The 23,845-nt window shown below is 64.9% G+C and carries 24 protein-coding genes; 11 read left to right on the top strand and 13 right to left on the bottom strand.

Annotated elements, in window-relative coordinates; genetic code table 11:
• Positions 1-35: 35 nt before the first annotated feature.
• Positions 36-707: a class I SAM-dependent methyltransferase gene (locus SOM28_RS18635; protein WP_320469020.1), complete on the bottom strand. Its 672-nt coding sequence runs from the start codon at positions 705-707 to the stop codon at positions 36-38.
• Between the two features lie 133 nt (positions 708-840).
• Between SOM28_RS18635 and mfd the strand changes: the two genes are divergently transcribed.
• From mfd to SOM28_RS18615, 4 genes are all read left to right on the top strand, one after another.
• Positions 841-4,287, top strand: a complete 3,447-nt coding sequence (gene mfd, locus SOM28_RS18630; protein WP_320469019.1) for a transcription-repair coupling factor — start codon at positions 841-843, stop codon at positions 4,285-4,287.
• A 14-nt stretch (positions 4,288-4,301) separates the two neighbouring features.
• Positions 4,302-5,150 carry a phosphoserine phosphatase SerB gene (gene serB / locus SOM28_RS18625; protein WP_320469018.1) on the top strand — a complete coding sequence of 283 codons (849 nt, stop codon included), beginning with the start codon at positions 4,302-4,304 and terminating at the stop codon, positions 5,148-5,150.
• Positions 5,151-5,334: 184 nt separating this feature from the next.
• Complete coding sequence (locus tag SOM28_RS18620; protein WP_320469017.1) at positions 5,335-6,654, top strand: SGNH/GDSL hydrolase family protein; 1,320 nt, start codon at positions 5,335-5,337, stop codon at positions 6,652-6,654.
• A gap of 88 nt (positions 6,655-6,742) precedes the next feature.
• A complete protein-coding gene (locus SOM28_RS18615) occupies positions 6,743-7,207 on the top strand; it encodes a hypothetical protein (RefSeq protein WP_320469016.1) in 465 nt (154 codons plus the stop codon).
• Positions 7,208-7,295: 88 nt separating this feature from the next.
• Here SOM28_RS18615 and SOM28_RS18610 read toward each other — a convergent pair whose 3' ends face one another.
• On the bottom strand, positions 7,296-8,696 hold the full coding sequence (locus SOM28_RS18610) for an aminotransferase-like domain-containing protein (RefSeq protein ID WP_320469015.1): 1,401 nt from the start codon (positions 8,694-8,696) through the stop codon (positions 7,296-7,298).
• A 134-nt stretch (positions 8,697-8,830) separates the two neighbouring features.
• On the opposite strand from SOM28_RS18610, the gene SOM28_RS18605 reads away from it, so the two are divergent.
• A complete protein-coding gene (locus tag SOM28_RS18605) occupies positions 8,831-9,067 on the top strand; it encodes a hypothetical protein (RefSeq protein ID WP_123072275.1) in 237 nt (78 codons plus the stop codon).
• 62 nt (positions 9,068-9,129) lie between these two features.
• Here SOM28_RS18605 and SOM28_RS18600 read toward each other — a convergent pair whose 3' ends face one another.
• From SOM28_RS18600 to SOM28_RS18585, 4 genes are all read right to left on the bottom strand, one after another.
• Positions 9,130-9,516, bottom strand: a complete 387-nt coding sequence (locus SOM28_RS18600; protein WP_005670194.1) for a cupin domain-containing protein — start codon at positions 9,514-9,516, stop codon at positions 9,130-9,132.
• A 138-nt stretch (positions 9,517-9,654) separates the two neighbouring features.
• Positions 9,655-10,044, bottom strand: a complete 390-nt coding sequence (locus tag SOM28_RS18595) for a hypothetical protein (RefSeq protein ID WP_320469100.1) — start codon at positions 10,042-10,044, stop codon at positions 9,655-9,657.
• A gap of 53 nt (positions 10,045-10,097) precedes the next feature.
• Positions 10,098-10,916: a Mut7-C RNAse domain-containing protein gene (locus tag SOM28_RS18590; protein WP_320469014.1), complete on the bottom strand. Its 819-nt coding sequence runs from the start codon at positions 10,914-10,916 to the stop codon at positions 10,098-10,100.
• 23 nt (positions 10,917-10,939) lie between these two features.
• Positions 10,940-11,695 carry a DUF72 domain-containing protein gene (locus SOM28_RS18585; protein ID WP_320469013.1) on the bottom strand — a complete coding sequence of 252 codons (756 nt, stop codon included), beginning with the start codon at positions 11,693-11,695 and terminating at the stop codon, positions 10,940-10,942.
• A 132-nt stretch (positions 11,696-11,827) separates the two neighbouring features.
• Here SOM28_RS18585 and trxC point away from each other — a divergent pair, with 132 nt between their 5' ends.
• Positions 11,828-12,265 carry a thioredoxin TrxC gene (gene trxC, locus SOM28_RS18580; RefSeq protein ID WP_320469012.1) on the top strand — a complete coding sequence of 146 codons (438 nt, stop codon included), beginning with the start codon at positions 11,828-11,830 and terminating at the stop codon, positions 12,263-12,265.
• A gap of 99 nt (positions 12,266-12,364) precedes the next feature.
• On the top strand, positions 12,365-12,727 hold the full coding sequence (locus SOM28_RS18575) for a DUF4870 family protein (RefSeq protein WP_320469011.1): 363 nt from the start codon (positions 12,365-12,367) through the stop codon (positions 12,725-12,727).
• A 33-nt stretch (positions 12,728-12,760) separates the two neighbouring features.
• On the opposite strand, the gene SOM28_RS18570 is transcribed toward SOM28_RS18575, so the two are convergent.
• From SOM28_RS18570 to phaC, 4 genes are all read right to left on the bottom strand, one after another.
• Positions 12,761-13,924, bottom strand: a complete 1,164-nt coding sequence (locus SOM28_RS18570) for a cystathionine beta-lyase (protein WP_320469010.1) — start codon at positions 13,922-13,924, stop codon at positions 12,761-12,763.
• 33 nt (positions 13,925-13,957) lie between these two features.
• Positions 13,958-15,406 carry a 30S ribosomal protein S12 methylthiotransferase RimO gene (rimO, locus tag SOM28_RS18565; protein ID WP_320469009.1) on the bottom strand — a complete coding sequence of 483 codons (1,449 nt, stop codon included), beginning with the start codon at positions 15,404-15,406 and terminating at the stop codon, positions 13,958-13,960.
• A gap of 239 nt (positions 15,407-15,645) precedes the next feature.
• A complete protein-coding gene (gene phaR / locus SOM28_RS18560) occupies positions 15,646-16,212 on the bottom strand; it encodes a polyhydroxyalkanoate synthesis repressor PhaR (protein ID WP_005670179.1) in 567 nt (188 codons plus the stop codon).
• 205 nt (positions 16,213-16,417) lie between these two features.
• Positions 16,418-18,160: a class I poly(R)-hydroxyalkanoic acid synthase gene (phaC, locus tag SOM28_RS18555; protein WP_320469008.1), complete on the bottom strand. Its 1,743-nt coding sequence runs from the start codon at positions 18,158-18,160 to the stop codon at positions 16,418-16,420.
• Between the two features lie 51 nt (positions 18,161-18,211).
• Here phaC and SOM28_RS18550 point away from each other — a divergent pair, with 51 nt between their 5' ends.
• Positions 18,212-18,475 (top strand): hypothetical protein, encoded by a 264-nt coding sequence (locus SOM28_RS18550; protein WP_320469007.1) that lies wholly within the window; start codon positions 18,212-18,214, stop codon positions 18,473-18,475.
• Between the two features lie 26 nt (positions 18,476-18,501).
• Here the strand turns inward: SOM28_RS18550 and pgeF are convergent, their stop codons facing one another.
• Positions 18,502-19,290, bottom strand: a complete 789-nt coding sequence (gene pgeF / locus SOM28_RS18545) for a peptidoglycan editing factor PgeF (protein WP_320469006.1) — start codon at positions 19,288-19,290, stop codon at positions 18,502-18,504.
• Complete coding sequence (locus tag SOM28_RS18540; RefSeq protein WP_320469005.1) at positions 19,287-20,381, bottom strand: RluA family pseudouridine synthase; 1,095 nt, start codon at positions 20,379-20,381, stop codon at positions 19,287-19,289. Before SOM28_RS18540 ends, pgeF begins: the two co-directional genes overlap by 4 nt.
• Before the next feature lie 64 nt (positions 20,382-20,445).
• On the opposite strand from SOM28_RS18540, the gene SOM28_RS18535 reads away from it, so the two are divergent.
• Positions 20,446-21,348, top strand: coding sequence for an outer membrane protein assembly factor BamD (locus SOM28_RS18535; protein WP_123072287.1), 903 nt, complete (start codon positions 20,446-20,448; stop codon positions 21,346-21,348).
• Positions 21,349-21,393: 45 nt separating this feature from the next.
• Here the strand turns inward: SOM28_RS18535 and yaaA are convergent, their stop codons facing one another.
• Entirely contained in the window at positions 21,394-22,164 is a 771-nt protein-coding gene (gene yaaA, locus SOM28_RS18530; RefSeq protein WP_123072288.1) for a peroxide stress protein YaaA, read from the bottom strand.
• A 36-nt stretch (positions 22,165-22,200) separates the two neighbouring features.
• Between yaaA and SOM28_RS18525 the strand changes: the two genes are divergently transcribed.
• Together SOM28_RS18525 and SOM28_RS18520 are read left to right on the top strand one after the other, a co-directional pair.
• Positions 22,201-22,656, top strand: coding sequence for a putative toxin-antitoxin system toxin component, PIN family (locus SOM28_RS18525; RefSeq protein ID WP_123072289.1), 456 nt, complete (start codon positions 22,201-22,203; stop codon positions 22,654-22,656).
• Positions 22,657-22,685: 29 nt separating this feature from the next.
• A complete protein-coding gene (locus SOM28_RS18520; RefSeq protein ID WP_123072290.1) occupies positions 22,686-23,843 on the top strand; it encodes a pyridoxal phosphate-dependent aminotransferase in 1,158 nt (385 codons plus the stop codon).
• Positions 23,844-23,845 lie beyond the last annotated feature (2 nt).

Here is a 23,845-nt window from a genome sequence, read left to right as displayed (position 1 = left end):
GCGAGTTTCGGCCCAACCACAACCATTCCCCCTATTCAGGCGCGGCAGATCCAGCCCCGGAACACCCCTCCCACATGGAACACCTCGATATCGCTGAAGCCGGCCTCGCGCAGCAGGGCTTCGTCTTCCTGCGGCGCCAGCACCGTCAGGCTGGCCGCGATGCCTTCGCGCCGCTGGCGCGCCATCTCCGGCGCCACCCCGCCGGCCACCGCAAAGGCTTCGTCGCGCGCCATCCAGCGCGCGCGTTCTTCGGCTCCACCGGTGACGCTCATGTGCATGACAACGAAGGGGCTGCCGGGGTTGAGGCGCGCATGCATTGCGCCCAGCGCATGACGGCGCTCTTCCGGCGGCATGAAGTGCATGGTCAGCAGGCAGGCGGCGGCGTCGAAAGGTCCCTCGGGCGCGGCGTCGACATAGCCCTGGTGCAGGCGCACCCGGTCACCGTGCGCCGCGACCAGTTGCCGCGCCAGGTCGAGCATCGCGGCCGACGGGTCGACGCCGTCGAAGGTCCACCGCGGCTGGCCGTCCGCGAAGGCCTTCAGTTCCAGGCCGCCGCCGGCGCCCAGCACCAGCACCCGCGCGTCAAACGGCGCGCGCTCGGCCAGCAATACCCGCGCCATGCGCTGCATGTCGGCGAAGCCGGGGACGAATTTCGGCGGGCCCTCGTGGTAGCGCGCCACCATGGCCGGATCGTGAAAATGGGACATCGGATTCCTCGTCGGAGTTTTTTCGTAACTTAGAATATTACGTAAACGGAGGCGATGCAAGCGTCAGGGCGGCCTGGTGCGCCTTCGTCTATAATTGACGCCTACTTTTGACGCGAACGTAACAGCACGCTGCATGCCTTTCGATCTCAAGAAACACCTCCCCAAACCAGGCCAGCGTTTCGTGCTGCCGCTGGCGCACGGCTCGTCCGATGCGTATGCCCTCGCCACCGCCGCGCTGGCACTGAAGGCCAACGGCCAGATGCTCACCGTCGTCGTCGCCAATGCGAGCGACGGCCAGCGCCTGCTCGACGAAATCCCCTGGTTTGCGGACGGCAAGCTGTCCTGCCACCTGCTGCCGGACTGGGAAACGCTGCCCTATGACGCGTTCTCGCCGCACCAGGACCTGGTGTCGGAACGCCTGGCCACCCTGCACGAGATCCGCAACGGCCAGTGCGACGTGCTGGTGGCGCCAGCCACCACGGCGCTGGTGCGCCTGGCGCCGCCTTCCTTCCTGGCCGCCTACACCTTCTTCTTCCGCCAGGGCGAACGCCTGGACGAAGCCAGGCTGAAGGCCCAGCTGACGCTGGCCGGCTATACCCACGTCTCGCAGGTGATGTCGCCCGGCGAATATTCGGTGCGCGGCGGCCTGATCGACCTGTTCCCGATGGGCTCCGTACTGCCCTACCGGCTCGACCTGTTCGGCGACGACATCGAATCGATCCGGACGTTTGACGCCGATACCCAGCGCTCGCTCTACCCGGTGAAAGAGGTGCGCCTGCTGCCGGGCCGCGAATTCCCAATGGACGACGCGGCCCGCACCGCCTTCCGCGGCCGCTGGCGCGAGCGTTTCGAGGGCGATCCCACCCGCTCGCCGATCTATCGCGACATCGGCAACGGCATCGCCTCGGCCGGCATCGAATACTACCTGCCGCTGTTCTTCGAAGAGACGGCCAACCTGTTCAACTACCTGCCCGACGAGTCGCCGGTGGCCCTGGTAGGCGATATCGACGCGGCGATCCAGCGCTTCTGGCTCGATACCGAGTCGCGCTACCGCTTCCTGAAAAGCGACCGCGAACGACCGATCCTGGAGCCGCAGGAGCTGTTCCTCGGCGCCGAGCAGTTCTTCACCTGCATCAAGCCGCACGGCCGCTGGAATATCGCTCGCGACCCGGCAGCACCAGCCTCGGAGTTGTCGGCGCCGATCCCCGACATCGCCGTCAACCGCCGGCTGGACGACCCGCTGACCAATCTGCGCGCCTACCTGCAGCGCAGCGACACGCGCGTGATGATCTGCGCCGATTCGGCCGGCCGACGCGAGACCTTGCAGCAGTACTTCGGCGAATACAAGCTCGATCTGACGCCGGTGGAGGGCTTCGAAGGCTTCCGCCATAGCGACGCCAGGCTCGCGCTGGGCGTGGCCCCGCTGCAGGCGGGCTTCGAGCTGCTCGATGCAGAATCGGGCCATCTGGTCTTCATCACCGAGACCGAGCTGTATGCGGGTTCGGGCCGGCGCGCCGGCAAGAAGAAGCAGGAAGCGACCAGCCAGGTCGAATCGATGGTGCGCGACCTGTCGGAGCTCAAGATCGGCGATCCGGTGGTCCACATCAACCACGGCATCGGCCGCTACATGGGCCTGACGAGCATGGACCTGGGCGAAGGCGAGACCGAGTTCCTGCACCTGGAGTACGCCAAGGACACCAAGCTGTATGTGCCCGTCTCGCAGCTGCACGTGATCTCGCGTTATTCCGGCACCTCGCCCGAGGACGCGCCGCTGCACTCGCTCGGCTCGGGCCAGTGGGAAAAGGCCAAGCGCAAGGCCGCCGAGCAGGTGCGCGATACTGCCGCCGAGCTGCTGAACCTGTACGCGCGGCGCGCCGCGCGCCAGGGCCACGCCTTCGAATACTCGAATATCGACTACGAAAACTTCGCCCAGAGCTTCGGCTTCGACGAAACGCCGGACCAGGCCGAAGCCATCCACAACGTGATCAAGGACATGACCTCGGGCCGGCCGATGGACCGCCTGGTGTGCGGCGACGTCGGCTTCGGCAAGACCGAGGTCGCGCTGCGCGCCGCCTTCATCGCCGTCATGGGCGGCAAGCAGGTCGCGATCCTGGCCCCGACCACCCTGCTGGCCGAGCAGCACGCCCAGACCTTCGCCGACCGCTTCGCGGACTGGCCGGTCAAGATCGCCGAGCTGTCGCGCTTCCGCACCGGCAAGGAGATCAATAACGCGATCAAGGGCATGGCCGACGGCACGCTCGACATCGTGATCGGCACCCATAAACTGCTGTCGCCGGACGTCAAATTCACGCGCCTGGGCCTGGTGATCATCGACGAGGAACACCGCTTCGGCGTGCGCCAGAAGGAGGCGCTGAAAGCCCTGCGCGCCGAGGTCGACGTGCTGACCCTGACCGCGACCCCGATCCCGCGCACGCTGGGCATGGCGCTGGAAGGCTTGCGCGATTTTTCGATCATCGCCACCGCGCCGCAGAAGCGCCTGGCGATCAAGACGTTCGTGCGCAGCGAAGACGGTTCGATCATCCGCGAAGCCTGCCTGCGCGAACTGAAACGCGGCGGCCAGATCTACTTCCTGCACAACGAAGTGGACACCATCGAGAACCGCCGCGCCATGCTGCAGGAACTGTTGCCCGAGGCGCGCATCGGCGTGGCCCACGGCCAGATGCACGAGCGCGACCTCGAGAAGGTCATGCGCGACTTCGTGGCCCAGCGCTTCAACATCCTGCTGTGCACGACCATCATCGAGACCGGCATCGACGTGCCGACCGCGAACACGATCATCATGCACCGCGCCGACAAGTTCGGCCTGGCCCAGCTGCACCAGCTGCGCGGCCGCGTCGGCCGTTCGCACCACCAGGCCTATGCCTACCTCCTGGTGAACGACCTGTCGAACCTGACCAAGCAGTCGCAGCGCCGCCTGGACGCGATCCAGCAGATGGAAGAACTGGGCAGCGGCTTCTATCTCGCCATGCATGACCTGGAAATCCGCGGCGCCGGCGAGGTGCTGGGCGATAACCAGTCGGGAGAGATGCTCGAGATCGGCTTCCAGCTGTATTCGGACATGCTCAACGAAGCGGTGCGCTCACTCAAGGCCGGCAAGGAGCCAGACCTGGCGGCGCCGCTGTCGTCCACCACCGAGATCAACCTGCACGTACCGGCCTTGCTGCCGGCCGACTACTGCGGCGACGTGCACGAGCGCCTGTCGATCTACAAGCGCCTGGCCAACTGCGAAAGCCAGGACCGCATCGATTCGATGCAGGAGGAACTGATCGACCGCTTCGGCAAGATGCCGGACGCGGTGAAAGCGCTGGTCGAGACGCACCGCCTGCGCATCGCGGCCAAGAGCGTGGGCATCGTCAAGATCGACGCCCATGGCGAAGCGGCCAGCCTGCACTTCATGGAAAAGCCGCCGATCGATCCAATCAAGATCATCACGCTGATCCAGAAGAACCGCCAGATCAAGCTGGCCGGCCAGGACAAGCTGCGCATCACGGCCAGCATGCCAGACCTCGCGGCGCGCGTGAACCAGATCAAACAGACCATCAAACAACTGCTCGCCTGACGAGAACGACATTCATGACCACGAACCTGGTGCTGCAAGGACCGCAGGCTGATCAAGCAACCCTCGAACGCCTGGCGCAGCTGGCCAAGCCGCAACGACTGACCGTGCTCGGCGCCCGCTGCTTGCGCGCCGAAGGCGTCGACTACAGCACCGCGCTCAAGCAGGAGATCGACGCCGCCGCCTTCGCGGCCGGCGTCGACGCCACCTTCATCGCGGCCGGCCGTACGCTTTCCGACTTCAGGCTGGTGGCGATGGACATGGATTCCACGCTGATCACGATCGAGTGCATCGATGAGATCGCGGACATGCAGGGCCTCAAGCCGCAAGTGGCCGCGATCACCGAAGCCGCAATGCGCGGCGAGCTCGATTTTTCAGAGAGCCTGGTGCGGCGCGTGGCGCTGCTGGAAGGCCTGGATGCATCCGCCCTGCAGCGCGTGTATGACGAGCGCCTGCGCATCTCGATGGGCGGCGAAGCGATGCTGCAGGCGGTACAGGCGGCCGGCCTCAAGACCTTGCTGGTGTCGGGCGGCTTCACATTCTTTACCGACCGCCTCAAGCCGCGCCTGGGCCTGGACCACACCCACGCCAACGTCCTGGAAGTCATCGACGGCAAGCTGAGCGGCCGCGTGCTGGGCGGCATCGTCGACGCCGAGGAAAAGAAGCGCACCGTGCAACGTGTATGCGCGGAACTGGGCATCGATCCATCTCAGGCCATCGTCATGGGCGACGGCGCCAACGACCTGAAAATGATGGGCATCGCCGGCCTGTCGGTCGCCTTCCGCGCCAAGCCGGTGGTGCGCGAGCAGGCCAATGTCGCCCTCAATTTCGCGGGCCTGGACGACTTGCTGACCATTCTCGCCTGACCTTTCCGCATTGCTGTTCCTGGGCATCTGCTGATTTTTAGCTGGCAACCCTTCCCATCAGAAATCCGCACGACGCAGCGCAAACAATGTGAGCGACCGTACCCGCGTCGCATGCGCTCTGCGCTATCGTGAACTGGCGCTCGTACCGCGACCGCCAGTTCTCGACCTTTCTCAGGAGCCCGCCATGTCCCTTCCGGATTCCAGTGCCTCCGACTCGCCTGTCACTCCTTCCACGTCGCACCTCCAGGCCGATCACGGCGTCGACCAGGGCCGACGACGCATCCTGCTCGGCGCACCGGTCCTGGCGGGCGCGCTGGCCGCGCCGGCAGCCGACGCACTGGCCCAGGCGGGCCTGCCCGAGCGCTGGAGCGCGGGCTGGGGCTGCGCGCCGGCCGGCCCGCCGCCGGCCGCCTCGCTGCAGACCTTCACCAACCAGACCTTGCGCCTGATCGTGCGCACCAGCCTCGGCGGCAATCGCGTCCGCATCCGGCTGTCGAACGAGATGGGCGATACCGAGCTACGATTGACGGGCGCCCACATCGGCCTGCGCGCCGGCGGCGCCGTCGTCACCGCCGGCAGCAGCCGCCAGCTCACCTTCGGCGGGCGCACGGGCGTCACGATTCCGGCCGGTGCGCCGGCGGTGTCCGATCCGGTCTCGCTGGCGGTGGCGCCGCTCACCGACCTCGCCATCAGCCTGTATTTTCCCGGCACGGTCCAGGCAAGCACGATCCATAACGCCGCCTACCAGGCCAGCTATGCGTCGACCACGGGCGACTTCGGCGCCCAGGCCTCGCTCCCGGTCCAGCGCGCCTTCGCCTCCTGGCCCTTCCTCACCGAGGTCGACGTCGACCGCGCGGCGCCGGTGCTGGTGGCGGTGGGCGATTCCGTCACCGATGGCGTGGGCAGCACCTCCAACGGCAACCGGCGCTGGCCCGACTTCCTGGCGCGCCGCATCCAGTCCGAGCTCGGCAGCAATCGCATCGGCGTCGTCAACCGCGGCATCTCGGCCAACCGCATGCTGGCCGACACGCCGACCGCCCTGCTGGCCGGCAAGGACTTGCTGGAGCGCTTCGACCGCGACGTGCTGTCCACCGCCGGCGTACGCGGGCTGGCGGTGCTCATCGGCATCAACGACATCGTCTATAGCCCATCGTCGGCGCCGATCCCGGCCAACGACCTGATCGCCGGCTACCTGCAGCTGCTGACGCGCGCCCACCTGCACGGCATCCCGGTGCTCGGCGCGACCCTGCCGCCCTTCCTCGGCTTCGTCTACTACACGCCGGCGCGCGAGGCGGTACGGCAAGCGGTCAATGCCTGGATGCGCAGCGCGCTGCCGTTCGACCTGCTGGCCGACGTCGACCTGGCGCTGCGCGATCCGAGTGCGCCGCAGCGTCTGCGCGCCGCCTACGACAGTGGCGACCGCCTTCATCCGAACGACGCCGGTTACGAAGCGCTGGCGGCGGCGGTGCCGTTGACGGCGCTATCCTCGCTGATGGGCGCCTAGCGCCTGACGAGCGCGTGTAACAGGGTGTAATTCCTTCAGCACACTGTCTATGCTGGCCGTATGATGGCAATATCAGGAGGACACCGTCATGAAAAATATTGCCATCGTTCTCGGGTCGCTCGGTCTGCTGGCCGGCTGCGCCGCACCCGGCCCGACTTATACCTACACGCAACCTTCCGACCCCAGCCAATGGCGGGTCGTGTCCGTTACTCCGGTGCCGGTTGGCACTGGCGCCCAGGTCGCAGCCTCCGGCCAGGGTGGCGTCGTGACCTCGACGCCGATCGCGGCTGCGGCGCCAAGCTCGGGCTGGACGACGACGTCGGTGACGCCGGTCTATCGCACCCAGCAGCCGGTAATCGTCCAGCAACAACCGGTGTGGGTGCAGCAGCAGCCGGTCTACGTGCCGCAGCCGGTGGTCGTCGAACAGCCGCGCTACTGGTATCCGCCGATCTCGATCGGCCTGGGCTTCGACTTCGGCCGCAGCAGCTGGCATGGCCACCGTCATCGTGGCTGGGGTGGAAGTATCGGGACGCGCTGGCCTTACGGCTGGTAGTAAGAAACGAGGTAAGAAACAAAGCCGGCGGATGCCGGCTTTGTCGTGTTCTGGCTTCGCCTGATGCAGCGCGGTGTTACCCGGACCGTCAGACCACGGCGGCGCTGAACGACTCTGGCCGCCGCGCGAGCAGATGAGACAGCCGTTGGAGGCCCGCCTGCAGGCGTCCGCGGTCCTTGATGCTGCCCAGGGAGATACGAATGGCATTCACGGAGTCGCTGCCGGTCGCGAAGGCTTCGGCAGGCGTGACGGCGATGCCCTCGCTGTCGGCAGCCCGCGCAAGCTGCGACGGGGTCCAATACGCAGGCAACTCGAGCCATACATGCAGGCCATCTCCGGCCCCGCTATAGCGCCCCGACAGGATATCCCGTGCCATCCGGTGTCGCAGGCGCGCCTCATTACGTACGCCTTCCATCAATCCGCCAGCCGAACCGTCGAGTATCCACTGCGTGGTCAGCGCGGCGCTCAAGGGGCCGACCATCAGCGCGAAGGATCTCAGCGCGGCCAGGAAGCGTTCGCGTTCCTGTGGGTCGCGCACGAGCACGAAGGCAACGCGCAAACCGGGCGTCAGGCATTTCGACAGGGTCGAAATATAGATCACCTGTTCAGGGGCAAACGTGGCGATGGGTGGTGGCGGCGCTTCGGCCAGAAGCCAGTAGGGATCGTCCTCCACGATGCGTACGGCGCAGCGCCGTGCGACGCTGGCGAGTTCCTTGCGCCGGCTCTCCGGCATGGTGATGGCGGTCGGGTTCTGCAAGGTCGGGTTGAGGTAGACCAGCCTGGCCTGGCGCCGGCGGCAGGCTTTTTCAAGCATCTCGGGGACCATCCCGTGCCGGTCCGCTTCCACCGGGACGATGTGCCGGCCGAATTGGGTCGCTGCCGTACGCAAGCCGGGATACGTCATTGGCTCGGCCAGGATAACGTCGCCAGGCTCGGTCAGCGCAAGAATCGATGCGGCGATCGCCGCTTGCGCACCCGGACAGACGACGAGCTGCCCGGGATCCAGCTGTCCAAACATCGGTTCGAGCCATCTGGCGCCGGCCTTGCGGTCGGCGTCGCTGCCCCCGCCCAGGTGGTAAGTCATCAGCAATTCACTATCCGCCCGCATCAGGACTTGCGACAAACCTTGCTTCATCATGTCGTCGAAGTCCACGCCATCCGGCGGCGGTGGCGTATTCATGCTCAGGTCGAGGATCGGGTTCAATTCGACTTTCGGCGCCGCGACATACGTGCCGCGGGCGCCACGGCCTTCCAGCAAGTTGCGGCGCCTGGCCTCGTCGTAGGCGCGCGTGACCGTCGTCAGGTCGACGTCCAGCTGCGCCGCTAGCAGGCGCTGCGGCGGTAGACGGTCGCCCGGTTTCAGCGATCCATCCACCAGCGCCGCCTGCAAGGCATCGGCAATCTGCAAAAACCGGGGGCCGCCGTGCATGGCCAGCCGTGGCAACCAGCTTGGTACAAGTTCATCTTGTATGGATTTCAACTGGGACATTTTGTCTCGATGTATGGAGATTGCTTTCAAGTAGTATGCCTCAATGCGCTGGCACTCTACGCCATACCCGTAAAACGTCCCGAGGTTGCGCTCCTCAAGATAGTGTCAAGTCATAGCCGGAAATACTCGAAATCATGGAATGGATCCCTGTCGTCTTCGTCATCTTCAAGGGACTCGTGCTGGGCACGGGCATGTTCTTCGCCATCAAATGGCATTACGACCAGGGAAAGAAAGGGAAGATACAGGAGAGGCGCGCGGTGCTGCGCGCGGCGGCCAAGGTGGCCGCCATCTTCTTCCTGTCGCTGCTGGCCCTGGGACTTCTCACCTACTTCATTGTCACCAGGCTGCGTTTGGACCTGGGCTTGACATGACCGCCCAGGCGACCGCCGGGAGCGACTCGCTGCCCTCCCGGTCGACCGCCGTACGCTGAAGATCAGTGCCCGTGCTGGCGTTCGTACTCGTCGGCTTCGGCCTTGGTGGCGTGGATGATGCCGTCCGGGTGCTCCGGCGGGGTGTACAGGGTATACAGACGCATCGGCTCGGTCTTCGAGGTATTGATGACGTTGTGCTCGGTACCGGCCGGGATCACGACGGCCACGCCGTCTTCGAGCTTGTGCTCTTCGCCGTCCAGCAGCGCCACGCCCTCGCCCGCTTCGACGCGGATGAACTGGTCGTGGCCATCGTGGTGCTCGAGGCCGATCTCTTCACCCGGCTGCAGCGTCATGATGACCAGCTGGCTGCGCTTGGTGGTGTAGAGCACTTCACGGAAGTTGTTTCCTGCAAGCGTTTTTTCTTCGATATTGATGCTATAGCCCGACATGGGATTCTCCAGGATGCTGCGCGCGGGAACGAGGCCGCGCGCGGTGGTTCACGGGCGGCCGATGCCGCTCTGACATCGATTGTATAAGAGCCGGACGAATCGCGCGCAGGGTACTCACTGCACCGCACCAATTTCGCTTCAGCCCGCGCCGAACAGGTCGTGCGCATCGAGGATCGCCCACGCGATCTCGGGCCGCTCGGCCAGGCGGCGACGCACCGCCGCCGGCACCGACTGGCGCAGCTTCTTGCACAGACCGGGACACTCCTCGAGCACGATCACGATGCCGCGCACCGTGCGCACTTCGTTGGGGCCGGGGGCGATGCGCAGCTCGCTGCCGACGTTCTTGCGGATCAGGTCCTGCACGTGCCGCAGGTCGGCATAGCTGTCGACGCGCCCGATGCGCTCGATCAGCTTCAGTTCCTGCTGGCGCGTGATCAGCAGGGGACGCTGGTCGGCCGCCGGGTCGGCCAGCACCTGCTCACGCGCGCACACGCAGGCGCCCGGCGGGCACTCGACCCGCAGGGGCATGCCGGCAACAGGCGCCGGCGAATGGGATGGTGTTGCGGCGGAGATTGTCACGCTCACGAATGGAAGTCGGGGTCCTCGGGCGATTCTACATCGGCAAAGTCGTCCAGGGAGCCTTGCTCGCGCTGGCCCACCGCCGCCAGCAGCGCCGCCATGCGCTTGTAGTGCGAGCCGTTCCAGTAAACCCGCAGGCAGTTGTCGCAGGCGGTGAAGCTGTCGTGCAGCGCGCTCACCGATGGGGGAAGGCGATCGAGCACATCGGCCTTCTCCACCGCGCGCAGCGACACATTGCAGTGCAGGCACAGCGAAAACGGACGTGCGCCGCCGGCCAGGTCGAGCCGCTCGAACAGCTCGCGCAGCTGCTGCGGCAGATCGAGGGAGTGGATGTAGCAGCCATGCACGATCGAGCGCCGCTTGAGCAGCTCGCGATCGCGCGTCAGGACGATGCGATCGTCGTTCTCGGCCAGGTCCTCGACCTCGTCATCATGGTAATGGTTGTCGTACAGCGTATCGTAGCCGGCCATGCGCAGCAGGCGCGCCAGGCCGCCCAGGTGCGAGTCGGCAACGAAGCGCATGCGCTCGCGCGGGCGTTCTCGCAGCCTCTCCGGTCCCGGGCCGCCATGCGGGCCGACTTCCAGCAGTTCGAAGCGCGCATACACGGCGACGTGGTCGCCCTCTTCCAGCACCCGATCGAAACCGCTTTCGTCCCCATTGACCAGCACCATCTCGACCTCGGTATGCGGCACGCCGAGCGCCTCGATCATGTGCTTGGCGGTCGACCTATGCGCGCAGTCGGCGGCGAAGGTGCGGTCGCGCCGCTCGCGCGGCAGGAAGTCGCCGAGTTCCTGATAAAAACGAAATGTCGCGGTCACCATGATGCCAGCAGTATCGCAAAATCCTACATTGCCTGCATGACCTGTCCGTGCATCAATTCCAAAGCATTCGGGACAGACGCGCCTTCCGCCGTGTTATCGAAGATACACCAGACCTTGCGTCCCTGCGCGACCTGCGCATCGAACTCGGCGCGCCAGCGCGCGATCTCTTCTTGCGAGTAACGCGAGTAATAGATGCGCGGCGCACCATGCAGGCGCACATAGGCCTCGCTGTCGCTGGTGGGCTCGTGCGGTCCCGGCTGGCCGGCGGCCGGATCGGCGATCACGCGGATCACGCCGCATTCGCGCAGCAAGGCCGTGGCCGGCTCGGAAAACCAGCTGGCATGGCGCGCCTCGAAGGCGACGCTGCAGCCGAAGCGGGTGCGCAAGTCGTCGAAAAAGGCGTGCGCCGGTGCGTCGGTGAAGCCGAAGCGTGGCGGTAGTTGCACCAGCAGGCAGCCGAGCTTATGGCCCAGCATGCCGGCCTCGCGCTGGAAGCGGTCGAGCTGTTCGTCGACCTCGATCAGGCGCGCCTCGTGCGTGATCGCGCGCGGCACCTTGACGGCGAAGCGAAAGTCGTCCGGCACGCTGGCGGCCCAGCGGGCATAGGTTTCCGGCTTGTGCGGTTTGTAGAACGAGGAATTGATTTCCACCGTGGGAAAGACGGCGGAATAGCGTTCCAGGTGGCTGCCCTCGGCGGGAAAGGCGTCGGCGCAAGCTGATGGCAGGCTCCAGCCGGCGCAGCCGACGCGCAGGCGCCCGGTGGATTCGGATTGAGGCATCGGACTATCGTGGTCGTGTCGTTTCCACAATTCTATGCAAGTCGGGCCAGGCGCGGCGCATGGCTGGGCCGGCGACGGGATTGCACGGCGCCGCTTACAATACCGTCATCGTTTTAGATGAAGGAGAACACCATGAGCGACCCGCTCCACGTCGTCTGTCCGCATTGCGATGCGGTCAACCGCATGCCGCAGGCGCGCCTGCAGGACGCCCCTACCTGCGGCAAATGCTCGCAAGCCATCTTCACCGGGCGCCCGCTGGACGTCGACAGCGCCCGCTTCGAGCGCCACCTGGGCCGCAACGATATCCCGGTATTGGTCGACTTCTGGGCTGAATGGTGTGGCCCGTGCAAGATGATGGCGCCGGCCTATGCCCAGGCCGCCCAGCGCCTGGAACCGAAGGTGCGCCTGTTGAAGGTCGATACCGAGCGTTCGCAGGATTTGTCCGGACGCTTCGCGATCCGCAGCATCCCGACCCTCGCGCTGTTCAAGGGCGGACGCGAGATCGCGCGCCAGTCGGGCGCCATGGATGCGGGACGCCTGATGGCGTGGGTCCAGCAACATGTAGGTTGAATCCTTCGTCATGCCGGCCGGCATGACTCGGTTCTTTGCGGCCGACGCTGCTACAATGACAACAAACGGGGGCTATCCCGTTCTTCATGAGGAGCCACTATGTCGCAAGAACTGGTTTTGGAACGCGGTGTCGAGGACAACAAGCACTGGGCGCGCATCCTGTACGTGATCCACGCGCTGACCTTCTTCTTTTCGCTCGGGATGCTGTCGATCGTCCCGGTGATCGTCAACTACGTCAAGCGCCCGGAGACCGTGGGCACGATGGTGCATAGCCATCACACCTGGATGATCCGTTCGTTCTGGTGGTATGTGGCCTGGATGGCTGTCGGCGGCGTGCTGTTCATCACCGTCATCGGCATTCCGGTTGCCTACCTGCTGTGGTTCGTGGTCTGGGTCTGGAAAGCCTACCGCCTGGTGCGCGGCTTCCTTGACCTGAACAATAACCGGGCGATGCCGATATAAAAACGAATGGGGCCGACAAGGCCCCATTTTCTATTACAGCAGGCCGAAAGCCCGCTCCAGGTCGGCAATCAGGTCGGATGGATCTTCCAGACCGACATTGAATCGCACCAGCACGCCGGGATCGGCCCACTTGTCGCGCAAGCTCTTGATCCGATACGGCATCACCAGGCTATTCGGTCCGCCCCAGCTGTAGCCGATGCCGAACAGGGTCAAGGCATCGACCATGCGGTCGACCTGGGCCTCGTCATAGCGCGGATCGAACACCACCGAGAACAGGCCACCGGCACCGGTAAAATCGCGTTTCCAGAAGGCGTGCCCGGGGCAATCCTCGAACGCCGGATGCAGCACCTTGCCGACCTCGGGCCGCGCCTTGAACCAGGCGGCCAGCGTCCGCGCGCTGGCGTCGTGGCGCTCGAAACGCAGCTTCATCGTCGGCAGGCCGCGCTGCACCAGGTAGGCGTCGTCCGGGCTCACGCCCATGCCGAGCCGCATATGCGCTTGCGCGATGCGGTCGTTCAGCGCCTTGTCTCGGGTGATGACGGCGCCCATCAACAGGTCCGCCCCGCCCGACTGGTACTTGGTCAGCGCATGCATGACGATATCGACGCCGTGATCGAAGCCGCGCAGCGCCAGCCCGGCCGCCCAGGTGTTATCCAGCGCGACGATCACGCCGCGCGCATGGGCCGCCTGGCACAGGGCCGGCAGGTCCGGCACTTCCATCGACACCGATCCCGGCGCCTCGGTCCACAGCAGCTTCGTGTTCGGCTGGATCAGCTCCGCGATGCCGGCGCCGATCATCGGATCGTAGTAGCGCGCCGACACGCCGAAGTCCTGGGTCAGCCAGCGTCCCAGTTCGCGGTTCGGGTTGTAGACGTTATCCGGCAGCAGGACGTCGTCGCCGCTCTTGAGCAAGGCGAAATCGACCATCGCGATCGCCGCCAGGCCGGAAGGGGTCAGCAGGCAATGCGCGCCGCCTTCGATCTCGGCCAGCTTGCCTTCGAGGGTGAACGTGGTCGGCGTGCCATGCAGGCCATAGGTATAAGCCTGCTTGTCGCGCCACTCGGTCGAGCGCATCGCAGTGGTGTTCGGGAACAGCACCGTCGACGCGCGGTGGATGCCCGGTGGGAAGGCATCGAAGCCGCCCGGCGCAACGTAGTCGCTATGGATCAGGGTGGTCTGGATCGACTTCTCGTTCATGGGACTCGCGCGCCGGGGTTTAGTGGAAATGCCTCAGACCGGGTTGGCCCACAGGTCGTGGGCGTCGGCACGGGTAACAACCACGTCGGCGAACTGGCCGACCGCCAGCTTCTGCTTGCCCGGCACCAGCGGACGCTTGATGTGGACCACGCCGTCGATTTCCGGCGCATCGGCAGCCGAGCGGCCGATGGCTTCGCGCGGACCGACTTCGTCGATCAGCACGCGCACGGTCTTGCCGACCTTGGCCTGCAGGCGCTTGGCCGAGATTTCCTCTTGCAGCAGCATCACGCGCGCGCGGCGCTCTTCGCGCACTTCTTCGGGCACCGGATTGGCCAGCTCGTTGGCGGTCGCGCCTTCGACCGGCGAATAGGCGAAGCAGCCCAGGCGGTCGATCTGCGCCTCCTTCAGGAAGTCCAGCAGGTATTCGAACTCGGCCTCGGTCTCGCCCGGGAAGCCGGCAATGAACGTCGAGCGGATCGTCAGGTCCGGGTTCATCTTGCGCCAGTTGAGGATGCGTTCGAGGTTCTTCTCGCCGCTGGCCGGGCGCTTCATCCGCTTCAACACATCCGGGTGCGCGTGCTGCATCGGGATATCGAGGTAAGGCAGCACGTGGCCGTCGCCCATGAACGGGATCGCGTGGTCGACGTGCGGGTAGGGATAGACGTAGTGCAGGCGCACCCACGCATCGTACTGGCGCGCCAGCTGGCCCAGCGCTTCGACCAATTGCGTCATGTGGGTCTTGATCGGACGGCCGTTCCAGAAGCCGGTGCGGAACTTGACGTCGACGCCGTAGGCGGACGTGTCCTGCGAAATCACCAGCAGTTCCTTGACGCCGGCCTTGAACAGGTTCTCGGCCTCGATCAGCACTTCGTCGATGCGGCGCGACACCAGGTCGCCGCGCATCGACGGGATGATGCAGAAGCTGCAGCGGTGGTTGCAGCCTTCGGAAATCTTCAGGTAGGCGTAGTGCTTGGGCGTGAGCTTGACGCCGTGGTCCGGCACCAGGTCGATGAACGGGTCATGCGGCTTCGGCAGGTGCAGGTGCACCGATTCCATCACCTCGGTCACGGCGTGCGGGCCGGTCACGGCCAGCACCTTCGGGTGCACCTTGGTGATGATGTCGTCGCCCGCGGCATCCTTCTTGGCGCCCAGGCAGCCGGTGACGATCACCTTGCCGTTCTCGGCCAGTGCCTCGCCGATCGCGTCGAGCGACTCCTGCACCGCGGCGTCGATGAAGCCGCAGGTGTTGACGATCACCAGGTCGGCGCCGTCATAGGACGAGGCGGTCTGATAGCCTTCGGCGCGCAACTGGGTCAGGATCTGCTCCGAATCGACGAGCGCCTTCGGGCAGCCGAGCGAGACGAAGCCGACCTTCGGCGCGGTCAGGCCTGCTGCCGGCGTCGGAATGACGATGGCTGGGGCCTTGGCGGCGGCGGCGATGCTGCCGGAGTTGGCGGAAGGATTACGACGGAGTTCAGGCATGGGCGGACGACAAATGATTTGGGCAATCCGCGATTGTACCTGAACCGGGTGTGGGAGTGGGGCCCGCGGCACTTGCACGTCGTTCCCGCGGAGGCGGGAACCCAAGTCTGTTGCGTCCTAGTTGCGTTCGACGTAGTCACTAAGCTAATAAGCTTAGGTTCCCGCCAAGGCGCCCGGCGAGGGCGGGAACGACGTTCATAAGCTAACAATGATCGATGCGCTAACGTAGCGCAGATGTATTACTTCTTGTCGGTCGGATTGGTGGGCATGCCCGGGAACGGGAAAGCGCCAAACATCGCCTTGCTCTGGTTTTGCATCTGTTCCTGCATCTGCAGGAACAGGTTCTTGCTCTGGTCGATGTAGTTGTTCATCATGCCCTGCATCATCGGGCCCTGGACGTTCATGAACTGGGTCCACATCTCGGGGCTGAACGGCTTGCCTTCGAGGGCGCCGGCGGCGTTGCTGGTGAACTTGTTCTGGATGTCGGTGAAGGCTTGCACGTTCTTTTCCAGGTACGAACCCATCATGCCCTGCATCGCGTGACCGTAGTAGCGGATGATCTGGGCCAGGACCGAGCTCGAGAACATCGGGACGCCGTTGGCTTCTTCTTCCAGGATGATCTGCAGCAAGATGCTGCGGGTCAGGTCTTCATTGCTCTTGGCATCGACCACGGTGAATTCGTCGGCGTCGAGCACGAGCTGTTTGACGTCGGACAGCGTAATGTATGAACTGGTCTGCGTGTCGTACAGGCGACGGTTCGGGTATTTCTTGATCAGGCGTTCCGTACTTTTCTTCACACTGCTCATCTCTCGTTCCATAGGTTGCGCCGCGGCTTCGTGAGCCTCGTACTTAGAATTGTGTGCGCCGGCATGGCCGGTTCGTCTCCTGCCCGTCCGCCACCAGGTCGGCAGTAGACGGACAGCAGACACCATACCATGCAATTGACGCAGGTGCAGCAATTACCAGTTTAATCACTATCTTAGCCTTTCTGTCAACAAATCGGCCCGCGCTTCAATCGGCGCGCGCCTTGACGTAGCGTCCCGGCGCCGGTTCCAGCGCCATGTATTGCGCATTGCCGGGCGTCGCGGGCGCCGGTACGTCGGCACCGCCGTGTTGCGCCAGGAACTTTGCCCATTCCGACCACCAGCTTCCCTTGTTCTCTACCGCGCCGTTGAACCAGGCGGCATCGTCCTTTGGTCGCGACTTGCCACTTTTGTCATTGACCCAGTAGCTGCGCTTGTTCTTCGCCGCCGGATTGATGACGCCGGCGATGTGGCCCGACGCGCCCAGCACGAAACGGTTCGCCTTCGCGTTCTTCGGATTGAGCAGCCCCATCGAGGCATAGGCCGCCTGCCATGGCACGATGTGGTCTTCCTTCGAGCCGTACATGAATACCGGCGCCTCGATCTTGCCGAGGTCGACCGGCACGCCGCACACCGTCAGCGCGCCCGGGTTCTTCAGCTTGTTTTCCAGATAGGTATTGCGCAGGTACCAGCAGAACATCGGCCCCGGCAAATTGGTGCTGTCGGCATTCCAGTACAGCAGGTCGAAGGCCGGCGGCTCCTTGCCCTTCAAATAGTTTTGCTGGACATAGTTCCATACCAGGTCGTTTGGACGCAGGGCCGAGAAGGTCGTCGCCAGGTCGCGCCCCGCCATCAGGCCGCCGCCGCCCAGGGTCTGCTCGCGCAGGGCCACCTGGGCTTCGTCGACGAATACTTCCAGCACGCCGGTGTCGGAAAAGTCGAGCAAGGTGGTCAGCAGCGTCAGGCTGGCCGCCGGCTGTTGGCCACGCGCGGCCAGCACCGACAGTGCGGTGGCGGCGATCGTGCCGCCGACGCAGAAGCCGAACACATGGGCTTTCTCTTGCCCGGTGATCTCGCCCACCACCTCCAGCGCACGGATCGCGCCCGTTTCCACGTAATCGTCCCAGCGCAGGTTCGCCTGGCTGCGGTCCGGATTACGCCAGGACACCATGAACACGGTATTGCCCTGCTCCACCGCATAGCGCACCAGCGAGTTCTCGGGCTGCAGGTCGAGGATGTAGAACTTGTTGATGCACGGCGGGATCATCAGCAGCGGCACGCTGTGCACAGTCGACGTGGTCGGCGTGTACTGGATCAGCTGGAACAGTTCGTTCTCGAACACCACCTGGCCGGGCGTGTTACCGACGTTGCGACCGACCTCGAAGGCGGATTCGTCCGACTGCGAGATGCGACCCTTCTGCAGGTCGGCCAGCATATTCGCCATGCCCTTGGTGAGACTCTCGCCCTTGGTGTCGATCATCTTCTTCTGCGCTTCCGGATTTGTCGCGAAGAAGTTGGCGGGCGACATGGCGTCGACCATTTGCTGCACCGCGAAGCGGATCTTCTGGCGCTCGCGTGGACCGGCCTCGACCGCATCGGCCATGGCCAGCAGGAATTCGGAATTCAACAGGTAAGAAGCGGCCGAGAAGGCCGACAGCGGGTGCGCGGTCCATTCCGTGGCCGAGAAGCGCCTGTCATGCAGCTCCGGCGTCTTGCCCGATACAAAATCTTGCCACAGCTGGGCGCCCTTCTTGAGGTAGTCGTCACGGATCGACTCCAGCTTGCCCGGGTCGATCCCGGCGCCGATATCTTTCAGGAAGCCGGCCAGCGGATTGGCAGATGCGGGCGGCGGGGTCATTGGCGCCATCTTCATCCAGCCGTCCCAGGCCTTGGGATCGGTGAACTGGGACAACCAGGTTGCGGCAAATGCTTGCGGGTCAGGCATGTTCATGTAGGCATCCGTTGTTAGAATCTCGTCTCTTCAACCAGGAAACAAAACATCATGTGGATCGTCGCCATTGCTTGGATTTATGTCGTCGTGCTCATGGCGGCGACCGAACCGACCGTGGTCGGCGGGATCATGACCTTCGTTTTTTATTGCGCAGTGCCATTATCCATTCTTTTCTATCTGACTGGCGCAAAGCGGCGTCGGCAGCGCCGCCAGATGGCAAAGGGCGGGCAAAACCACCACCGAGACAAACCCGGAAACAAGGATGCGGCTGGGGACGTCACCGAAGCGTCCCATGGGGACGGCGACGGCGACTGAGCAGTATCAGCGAGGATGCCGATTTGTCACTTGATCCAGATCAAGCTAGCCTGACGGCCAGTAACGCCGTCGCGGCGGTAGGAATAGAAGCGCTCGGGTGCGCTGGCGGTGCACAGGCCGCCGCCGTGGACGCGTTCGACGCCGTCGCGCGCCAGCATCAGGCGCGCCAGCGTGAACATATCGGCCAGGTATTTGCCTGGACGGCCAGGATAGTCGCGGAAACAGGCCCGTGCGGCGTCGCCTTCAATAGCAGCCACAAATGCGTCCACCACATCCTGTCCCACCTCGAAGGCGTCCGGACCGATGGCCGGCCCCATCCATGCGGTGATTTCGCCGGCGCCAGCCGCGCGCATGGCGTTTACGGTCGCGCCAAGCACTCCGCCCGCCAGGCCGCGCCACCCGGCGTGGGCCGCCCCGACCACCTTGCCGTCCAGATCGGCGAACAGCACCGGCAGGCAGTCGGCCGTCAGGATCGCGCACACGGTACCTGCCGTGGTGGCGATGCTGGCATCGCCGGTACACACCGGCCGATCCGGCCCCACCCTCACGGCATCGACCACGTCAGCGCCATGCACCTGGGCGATCCAGGCCGGTCGGCCCGGCAGCCAGGCTTGCAGGCGCTCGCGATTGAGGCGCACGGCCTCGGGATCATCGTTGACGTGCAAGCCCAGGTTCAGCCCACCGCCACCCTTGCCGTCGTCATACGGCCCGGCGCTGACGCCGCCATCGCGGCTGGTGGCCAGTGCGCCGATCGAGGCCGGCAGGTCGGGCCAGTCCGGCCAGACCAGGTCGGCGGCGGTCAGGCCTTGCGTCATACGCGGTAGGTGATGACGCCGTCGTCGTCATCTTCGTCGTCGATTTCGCTGCCGAAATTACCATCCTGCGGCTCCTCGATGCCCGCCTGGGCGATCAGCGCGGCGAAATCGTCGGCCAGCGGCACCGTCCATTCGCACTGCTCGCCCGAGCCCGGATGCACCAGGCCGAGGCGGCGCGCCTGCAGCGCCTGGCGGTGGAAGACCGGCGTCAGGTGGCGCTTGCCATAGACGGCGTCACCCACCAGGGCGAAGCCCAGCGACTGCATGTGGACGCGGATCTGGTGGGTGCGGCCGGTTTCCAGGCGGCAGCGCACCAGCGACACAGGACGGCGATCGAGCTCGCCGCTGACGACGCGCTCGTAATGGGTGATCGCCGGCTTGGCGAACGGGCTGTTCGAGACCGCCATCTTGACGCGGTCCTTGGCATCGCGCCCCATCGGGCTGTCGATGGTGCCCGAGGCGCGCGGCGTGCCCCACACCAGCGCGAAGTATTCGCGCTTGACGGTGCGCGCCTGCAGCTGGCGCACCAGGTCGGTCTGGGCGGCCAGGGTCTTGCCGACCACCATCAGGCCGCTGGTGTCCTTGTCCAGGCGGTGCACGATGCCGGCGCGCGGCACGCCCACCAGTTGCGGGCAGTGGTGCAGCAGGCCGTTGAGCAGCGTGCCGCTCCAGTTGCCCGAGCCAGGATGCACGACCAGGCCGGCCGGCTTGTTGACGACGATGATGTCGTCGTCCTCGTGGACGATGTTCAGGTCCATCGGCTCCGGCGTAAACGCCGTGTCTTCAGGAGCGGCCTGCGGTTCGACGACGATCGTCTCGTCGCCATAGGCCGTGTCCTTGCCGCGCGCCGGTTTGCCGTCAACCGTGATGTGGCCGCTTTCGAACCATTGCTGCAGGCGGCTGCGCGAGAACTGGGGCACGAGGCCGGCCACCACCTTGTCGAGGCGCTGGCCGCAGTGTTCCTCTTGCAGCGCGAGCGTCATCGGCGACAGGTCGATGCCGGGCGCGGGGGCGAACCCGGCCTCCAGTTCATCGTCAAAGTCAGGGTCAATAGGTAAATCCGCCGAATCCGGCGCAGGAGTTAATATCACGTCAGTCCCATCGGCTATAATCAGCCGTTCGTTGAATCTAGGTAAAACTTCTCTGCAAAAAGCTATGCAAAAAAAATTGTCTGTGTTGGTCGCAACTTGCGCCCTCGTCGGCCTCTCGGCATGCAGTGTTCTGCCGAAGCCTGCCGACGAATCCAAAAACTGGTCGGCGGAGAAATTATACGCTGAGGCGCGCGAGGAGATGGCCGGCGGGCACTACGAAGCCGCAATTCCCCTGTTCCAGCGACTCGAAACCAACTTCCCGTTTGGCGTCTATGCAACGCAGGCGCAGATGGAGATCGCCTACGCCCACTACAAGGCCCAGGACCAGGCCGAGGCGCTGGCCGCCGTCGAGCGCTTCATCAAGCTGCACCCGAACCACGCACAGGTCGACTATATGTACTACCTGCGTGGCCTGATCAACTTCAATGATCAGCTGGGCTTCTTCAGCTTCGTCTATGAACAAGACCCGACCGAGCGCGATCCGCGCGCGACGCGCGAAGCGTTCGCCGCCTTCAAGGCCCTGGTCGACAAGTTCCCGAACAGCAAGTATGCGCAAGACTCGATCGAGCGCATGAGCTACCTGATCAACGCGATGGCGCAGTACGAAGTACACGTGGCCAATTACTACTATCGCCGCGGCGCCTATCTGGCGGCGCTCAATCGCGCCCAGGACGCGGTCGCCAACTACAGCGACGCACCGGCGCGCGAAGAAGCGCTGTTCATCATGATCCGCAGCTACGACAAGCTCGGCATGCCGCTGCTGCGCGACGATACCCAGCGCGTGTTCCTGCTGAACTATCCGGACAGCTACTTCCTCAACCCGAATGCGCGCGTCAACGCCTCATGGTGGAAGTTCTGGGCCAAGAATGACGTGCGTCCGAGCCCGAACCTGAGCGCCGATGCGCCTTGGTGGAAATTCTGGGCCAAGAGCGGCCCACGTCCTTCGCCGAAGGACGCGGTAGAGTAAGATCCCTGCAAGCCGGCGCCCTCGGGCGCCGCTTGTTCGTCAGGCTCAGGCTTCCACGCGCCGGCGGAATACCCAGCTGTGTTCGCCGGAGGCGTTCGCATCGTGGGCATAACCGTCGACATCGAACTCCTTGAGCTGTTCAGGGTCGGTGATACCCTTGTCGGTCGCATAACGCGCCATCATGCCGCGGGCGCGCTTGGCGAAGAAAGAGATGATCTTGTACTGGCCGTTCTTCCAGTCCTGGAACACCGGCTCGATCACCGGCGCATCGAGCAGCTTCGGCTTGACCGACCTGAAGTACTCGGTCGAGGCCAGGTTGACCAGCGCCGTGGACTTGCTCTCGGCCAGCTGGCGGTTCAGCGCCTGGGTGATGGTCTCGCCCCAGAACGCATACAGATCCTTGCCGCGCGCGTTCGCCAGCCTGGTGCCCATCTCGAGGCGGTAGGGATGCATCCGGTCCAGCGGGCGCAGCAGGCCATACAGCCCCGACAGGATGCGCACGTGGCGCTGGGCGTATTTGAGCCCTTTCGCATCCAGGCTCGGGGCATCGAAGCCGGTGTACACGTCGCCGTTGAAGGACATGATTGCCGGACGCGCCTCGGCGTGATCCGGCTGCCAGTGGGCGTAGCGGCCGACGTTCAGCACAGAGAGCGCATCCGACAGGTCCATCAGCTCGCTGATCCGGGCTGGCGAGTAATCGCGCAGCACGTCGATCAGTTCCGCGGCCTGCGGGATGAAGTCGGGAGTGGTATGTTGCTTGGTGGTCAGGGGCGATTCGAGATCGAGCGACTTGGCGGGGGACAGGACAATCAGCATGAACGAACAAAAATTTTCCGCAAATAAACAAGCTACATGATAACCGTTCCAGCCAAACCTATCGTCATCGACACCAATGTCTTGCTCGACCTGTTCGTGTTCCACGACCCGCGCTGGACCGAGCTGCTGGCCGCCATCGAGGCGAAACAAGTCGATGCGATCACGCGCGCCGAATGCCGCGACGAATACCTCGCCGTGCTGCGCTACCCGCACCTGCCGCTGGACGAAGCTGGCCGCGAGCAGGCCGCGGCCCGCTTCGACGCCCTGCTGCGCCTGGTCGCGCCGGAGTCGAAAGCGATCCGCCTGCCGGTTTGCACCGACCGCGACGACCAGAAATTCATGGAACTGGCGCGCGACGCTGGCGCCTCGGTCCTGATCAGCAAGGACAAGGCCTTGCTCAAGCTGGGCCGCAAGACGGCGCAGGCCGGCCTGTTCCGCATCATGCTGCCCGAAGCATGGCTCAAGGCCAGGGCCGAAGGCACGCTAGAATAAGAACGTCTTCTTCACGATCCGCCTACGCCATGAGCCTTCCACCGCTGGTTTCCCGTCTGCCCCAAGTGGGCACCACCGTGTTCACCCAGATGTCGCAGCTGGCGCTCGAGCATGACGCCGTCAACCTCGGCCAGGGTTTCCCCGACTTCGCCTGCGACCCGAAGCTGGTCGACCTGGTGGCCGAGGCGATGCGCGCCGGCCATAACCAGTACGCGCCCATGACCGGCATGCCGGTGCTGCGCCAGGCGATCGCCGCCAAGATCGAGGCGACCTATGGCCACCGCTACGACGCCAATACCGAGATCACCGTCACGGTCGGCGCCAGCCAGGCGATCCACACGGCGATCCTCGCCGTCGTGCATCCGGGCGACGAAGTGATCGTCATCGAACCGGCCTACGACTGCTATGCGCCGGCGATCGCGCTGGCCGGCGGCGTGGTGGTGCCGGTGGCGATGCGCTTCGACGAGGCCGGGTTCAGCGTGCCGTGGGACGCGGTACGCGCCGCGGTCACGCCGCGCACGCGCATGATCGTGGTGAACACGCCGCACAACCCGACCGGGACCATCCTGCGCCAGGCCGACCTCGATGCGCTGGCGGCGATCGTCGACGGCACGCCGATCCTGGTGCTGTCAGACGAAGTCTACGAGCACATGGTGTACGACGGCGAGCCGCATGCATCGGTCTCGCGTGACCCAAGGCTGGCCGAACGCGCCTTCGTGGTGTCGAGCTTCGGCAAGGCCTTCCACGTCACCGGCTGGAAGATTGGCCATGTGGCGGCGCCAGCGGCCCTGATGACGGAGTTCCGCAAGGTCCACCAATACAATGTGTTCTGCGTGACGGCGCCGATGCAGCACGCGATCGCGGCCTATCTGGAAGACCCGGCGCCGTGGCGCGACCTGCCCGCCTTCTACCAGGCCAAGCGCGACCTGTTCCGCGCCGGCCTGGCCGGCTCGCGCTTCACCCTGCTGCCTTCGGATGGGACGTATTTCCAGTGCGTGCGCTATGACGCCATCTCGGACCAGTCGGAAGCGGATTTCGCGCGCTGGCTGACCACCGAGATCAAGGTGGCGGCGATTCCGGTATCGGCCTTCTACGGCCAGCCGAAAGAATCGCGGGTGGTGCGTTTCTGCTTCGCGAAAAAGGACGAGACGCTGCAACTGGCGTTGTCGCGCCTCGGCCGTCTCTAAAC

The sequence above is a fragment of the Massilia sp. CFBP9026 genome (genome assembly GCF_034045165.1).
GTDB lineage: Bacteria > Pseudomonadota > Gammaproteobacteria > Burkholderiales > Burkholderiaceae_D > Telluria > Telluria arenae.
The sequence above is the reverse complement of the archived record's forward strand: the minus strand, read 5'-3'. Positions and strand labels throughout refer to the sequence as shown.

What these genes read in the sequence shown, in the direction of transcription:
- serB (WP_320469018.1), top strand. Translation starts at nt 4,302, where the DNA reads ATGACCACGAACCTGGTGCTGCAAGGACCGCAGGCTGATCAAGCAACC.
- SOM28_RS18615 (WP_320469016.1), top strand. Translation starts at nt 6,743, where the DNA reads ATGAAAAATATTGCCATCGTTCTCGGGTCGCTCGGTCTGCTGGCCGGC.
- SOM28_RS18550 (WP_320469007.1), top strand. Translation starts at nt 18,212, where the DNA reads ATGTGGATCGTCGCCATTGCTTGGATTTATGTCGTCGTGCTCATGGCG.
- SOM28_RS18600 (WP_005670194.1), bottom strand. Translation starts at nt 9,516, where the DNA reads ATGTCGGGCTATAGCATCAATATCGAAGAAAAAACGCTTGCAGGAAAC.
- SOM28_RS18610 (WP_320469015.1), bottom strand. Translation starts at nt 8,696, where the DNA reads ATGTCCCAGTTGAAATCCATACAAGATGAACTTGTACCAAGCTGGTTG.
- SOM28_RS18520 (WP_123072290.1), top strand. Translation starts at nt 22,686, where the DNA reads ATGAGCCTTCCACCGCTGGTTTCCCGTCTGCCCCAAGTGGGCACCACC.
- SOM28_RS18535 (WP_123072287.1), top strand. Translation starts at nt 20,446, where the DNA reads ATGCAAAAAAAATTGTCTGTGTTGGTCGCAACTTGCGCCCTCGTCGGC.
- SOM28_RS18525 (WP_123072289.1), top strand. Translation starts at nt 22,201, where the DNA reads ATGATAACCGTTCCAGCCAAACCTATCGTCATCGACACCAATGTCTTG.
- SOM28_RS18605 (WP_123072275.1), top strand. Translation starts at nt 8,831, where the DNA reads ATGGAATGGATCCCTGTCGTCTTCGTCATCTTCAAGGGACTCGTGCTG.
- phaR (WP_005670179.1), bottom strand. Translation starts at nt 16,212, where the DNA reads ATGAGCAGTGTGAAGAAAAGTACGGAACGCCTGATCAAGAAATACCCG.
- SOM28_RS18590 (WP_320469014.1), bottom strand. Translation starts at nt 10,916, where the DNA reads ATGGTGACCGCGACATTTCGTTTTTATCAGGAACTCGGCGACTTCCTG.
- SOM28_RS18575 (WP_320469011.1), top strand. Translation starts at nt 12,365, where the DNA reads ATGTCGCAAGAACTGGTTTTGGAACGCGGTGTCGAGGACAACAAGCAC.
- trxC (WP_320469012.1), top strand. Translation starts at nt 11,828, where the DNA reads ATGAGCGACCCGCTCCACGTCGTCTGTCCGCATTGCGATGCGGTCAAC.
- SOM28_RS18585 (WP_320469013.1), bottom strand. Translation starts at nt 11,695, where the DNA reads ATGCCTCAATCCGAATCCACCGGGCGCCTGCGCGTCGGCTGCGCCGGC.
- yaaA (WP_123072288.1), bottom strand. Translation starts at nt 22,164, where the DNA reads ATGCTGATTGTCCTGTCCCCCGCCAAGTCGCTCGATCTCGAATCGCCC.
- SOM28_RS18620 (WP_320469017.1), top strand. Translation starts at nt 5,335, where the DNA reads ATGTCCCTTCCGGATTCCAGTGCCTCCGACTCGCCTGTCACTCCTTCC.
- SOM28_RS18595 (WP_320469100.1), bottom strand. Translation starts at nt 10,044, where the DNA reads ATGCCCCTGCGGGTCGAGTGCCCGCCGGGCGCCTGCGTGTGCGCGCGT.
- mfd (WP_320469019.1), top strand. Translation starts at nt 841, where the DNA reads ATGCCTTTCGATCTCAAGAAACACCTCCCCAAACCAGGCCAGCGTTTC.
- SOM28_RS18570 (WP_320469010.1), bottom strand. Translation starts at nt 13,924, where the DNA reads ATGAACGAGAAGTCGATCCAGACCACCCTGATCCATAGCGACTACGTT.
- SOM28_RS18635 (WP_320469020.1), bottom strand. Translation starts at nt 707, where the DNA reads ATGTCCCATTTTCACGATCCGGCCATGGTGGCGCGCTACCACGAGGGC.
- rimO (WP_320469009.1), bottom strand. Translation starts at nt 15,406, where the DNA reads ATGCCTGAACTCCGTCGTAATCCTTCCGCCAACTCCGGCAGCATCGCC.
- phaC (WP_320469008.1), bottom strand. Translation starts at nt 18,160, where the DNA reads ATGAACATGCCTGACCCGCAAGCATTTGCCGCAACCTGGTTGTCCCAG.
- pgeF (WP_320469006.1), bottom strand. Translation starts at nt 19,290, where the DNA reads ATGACGCAAGGCCTGACCGCCGCCGACCTGGTCTGGCCGGACTGGCCC.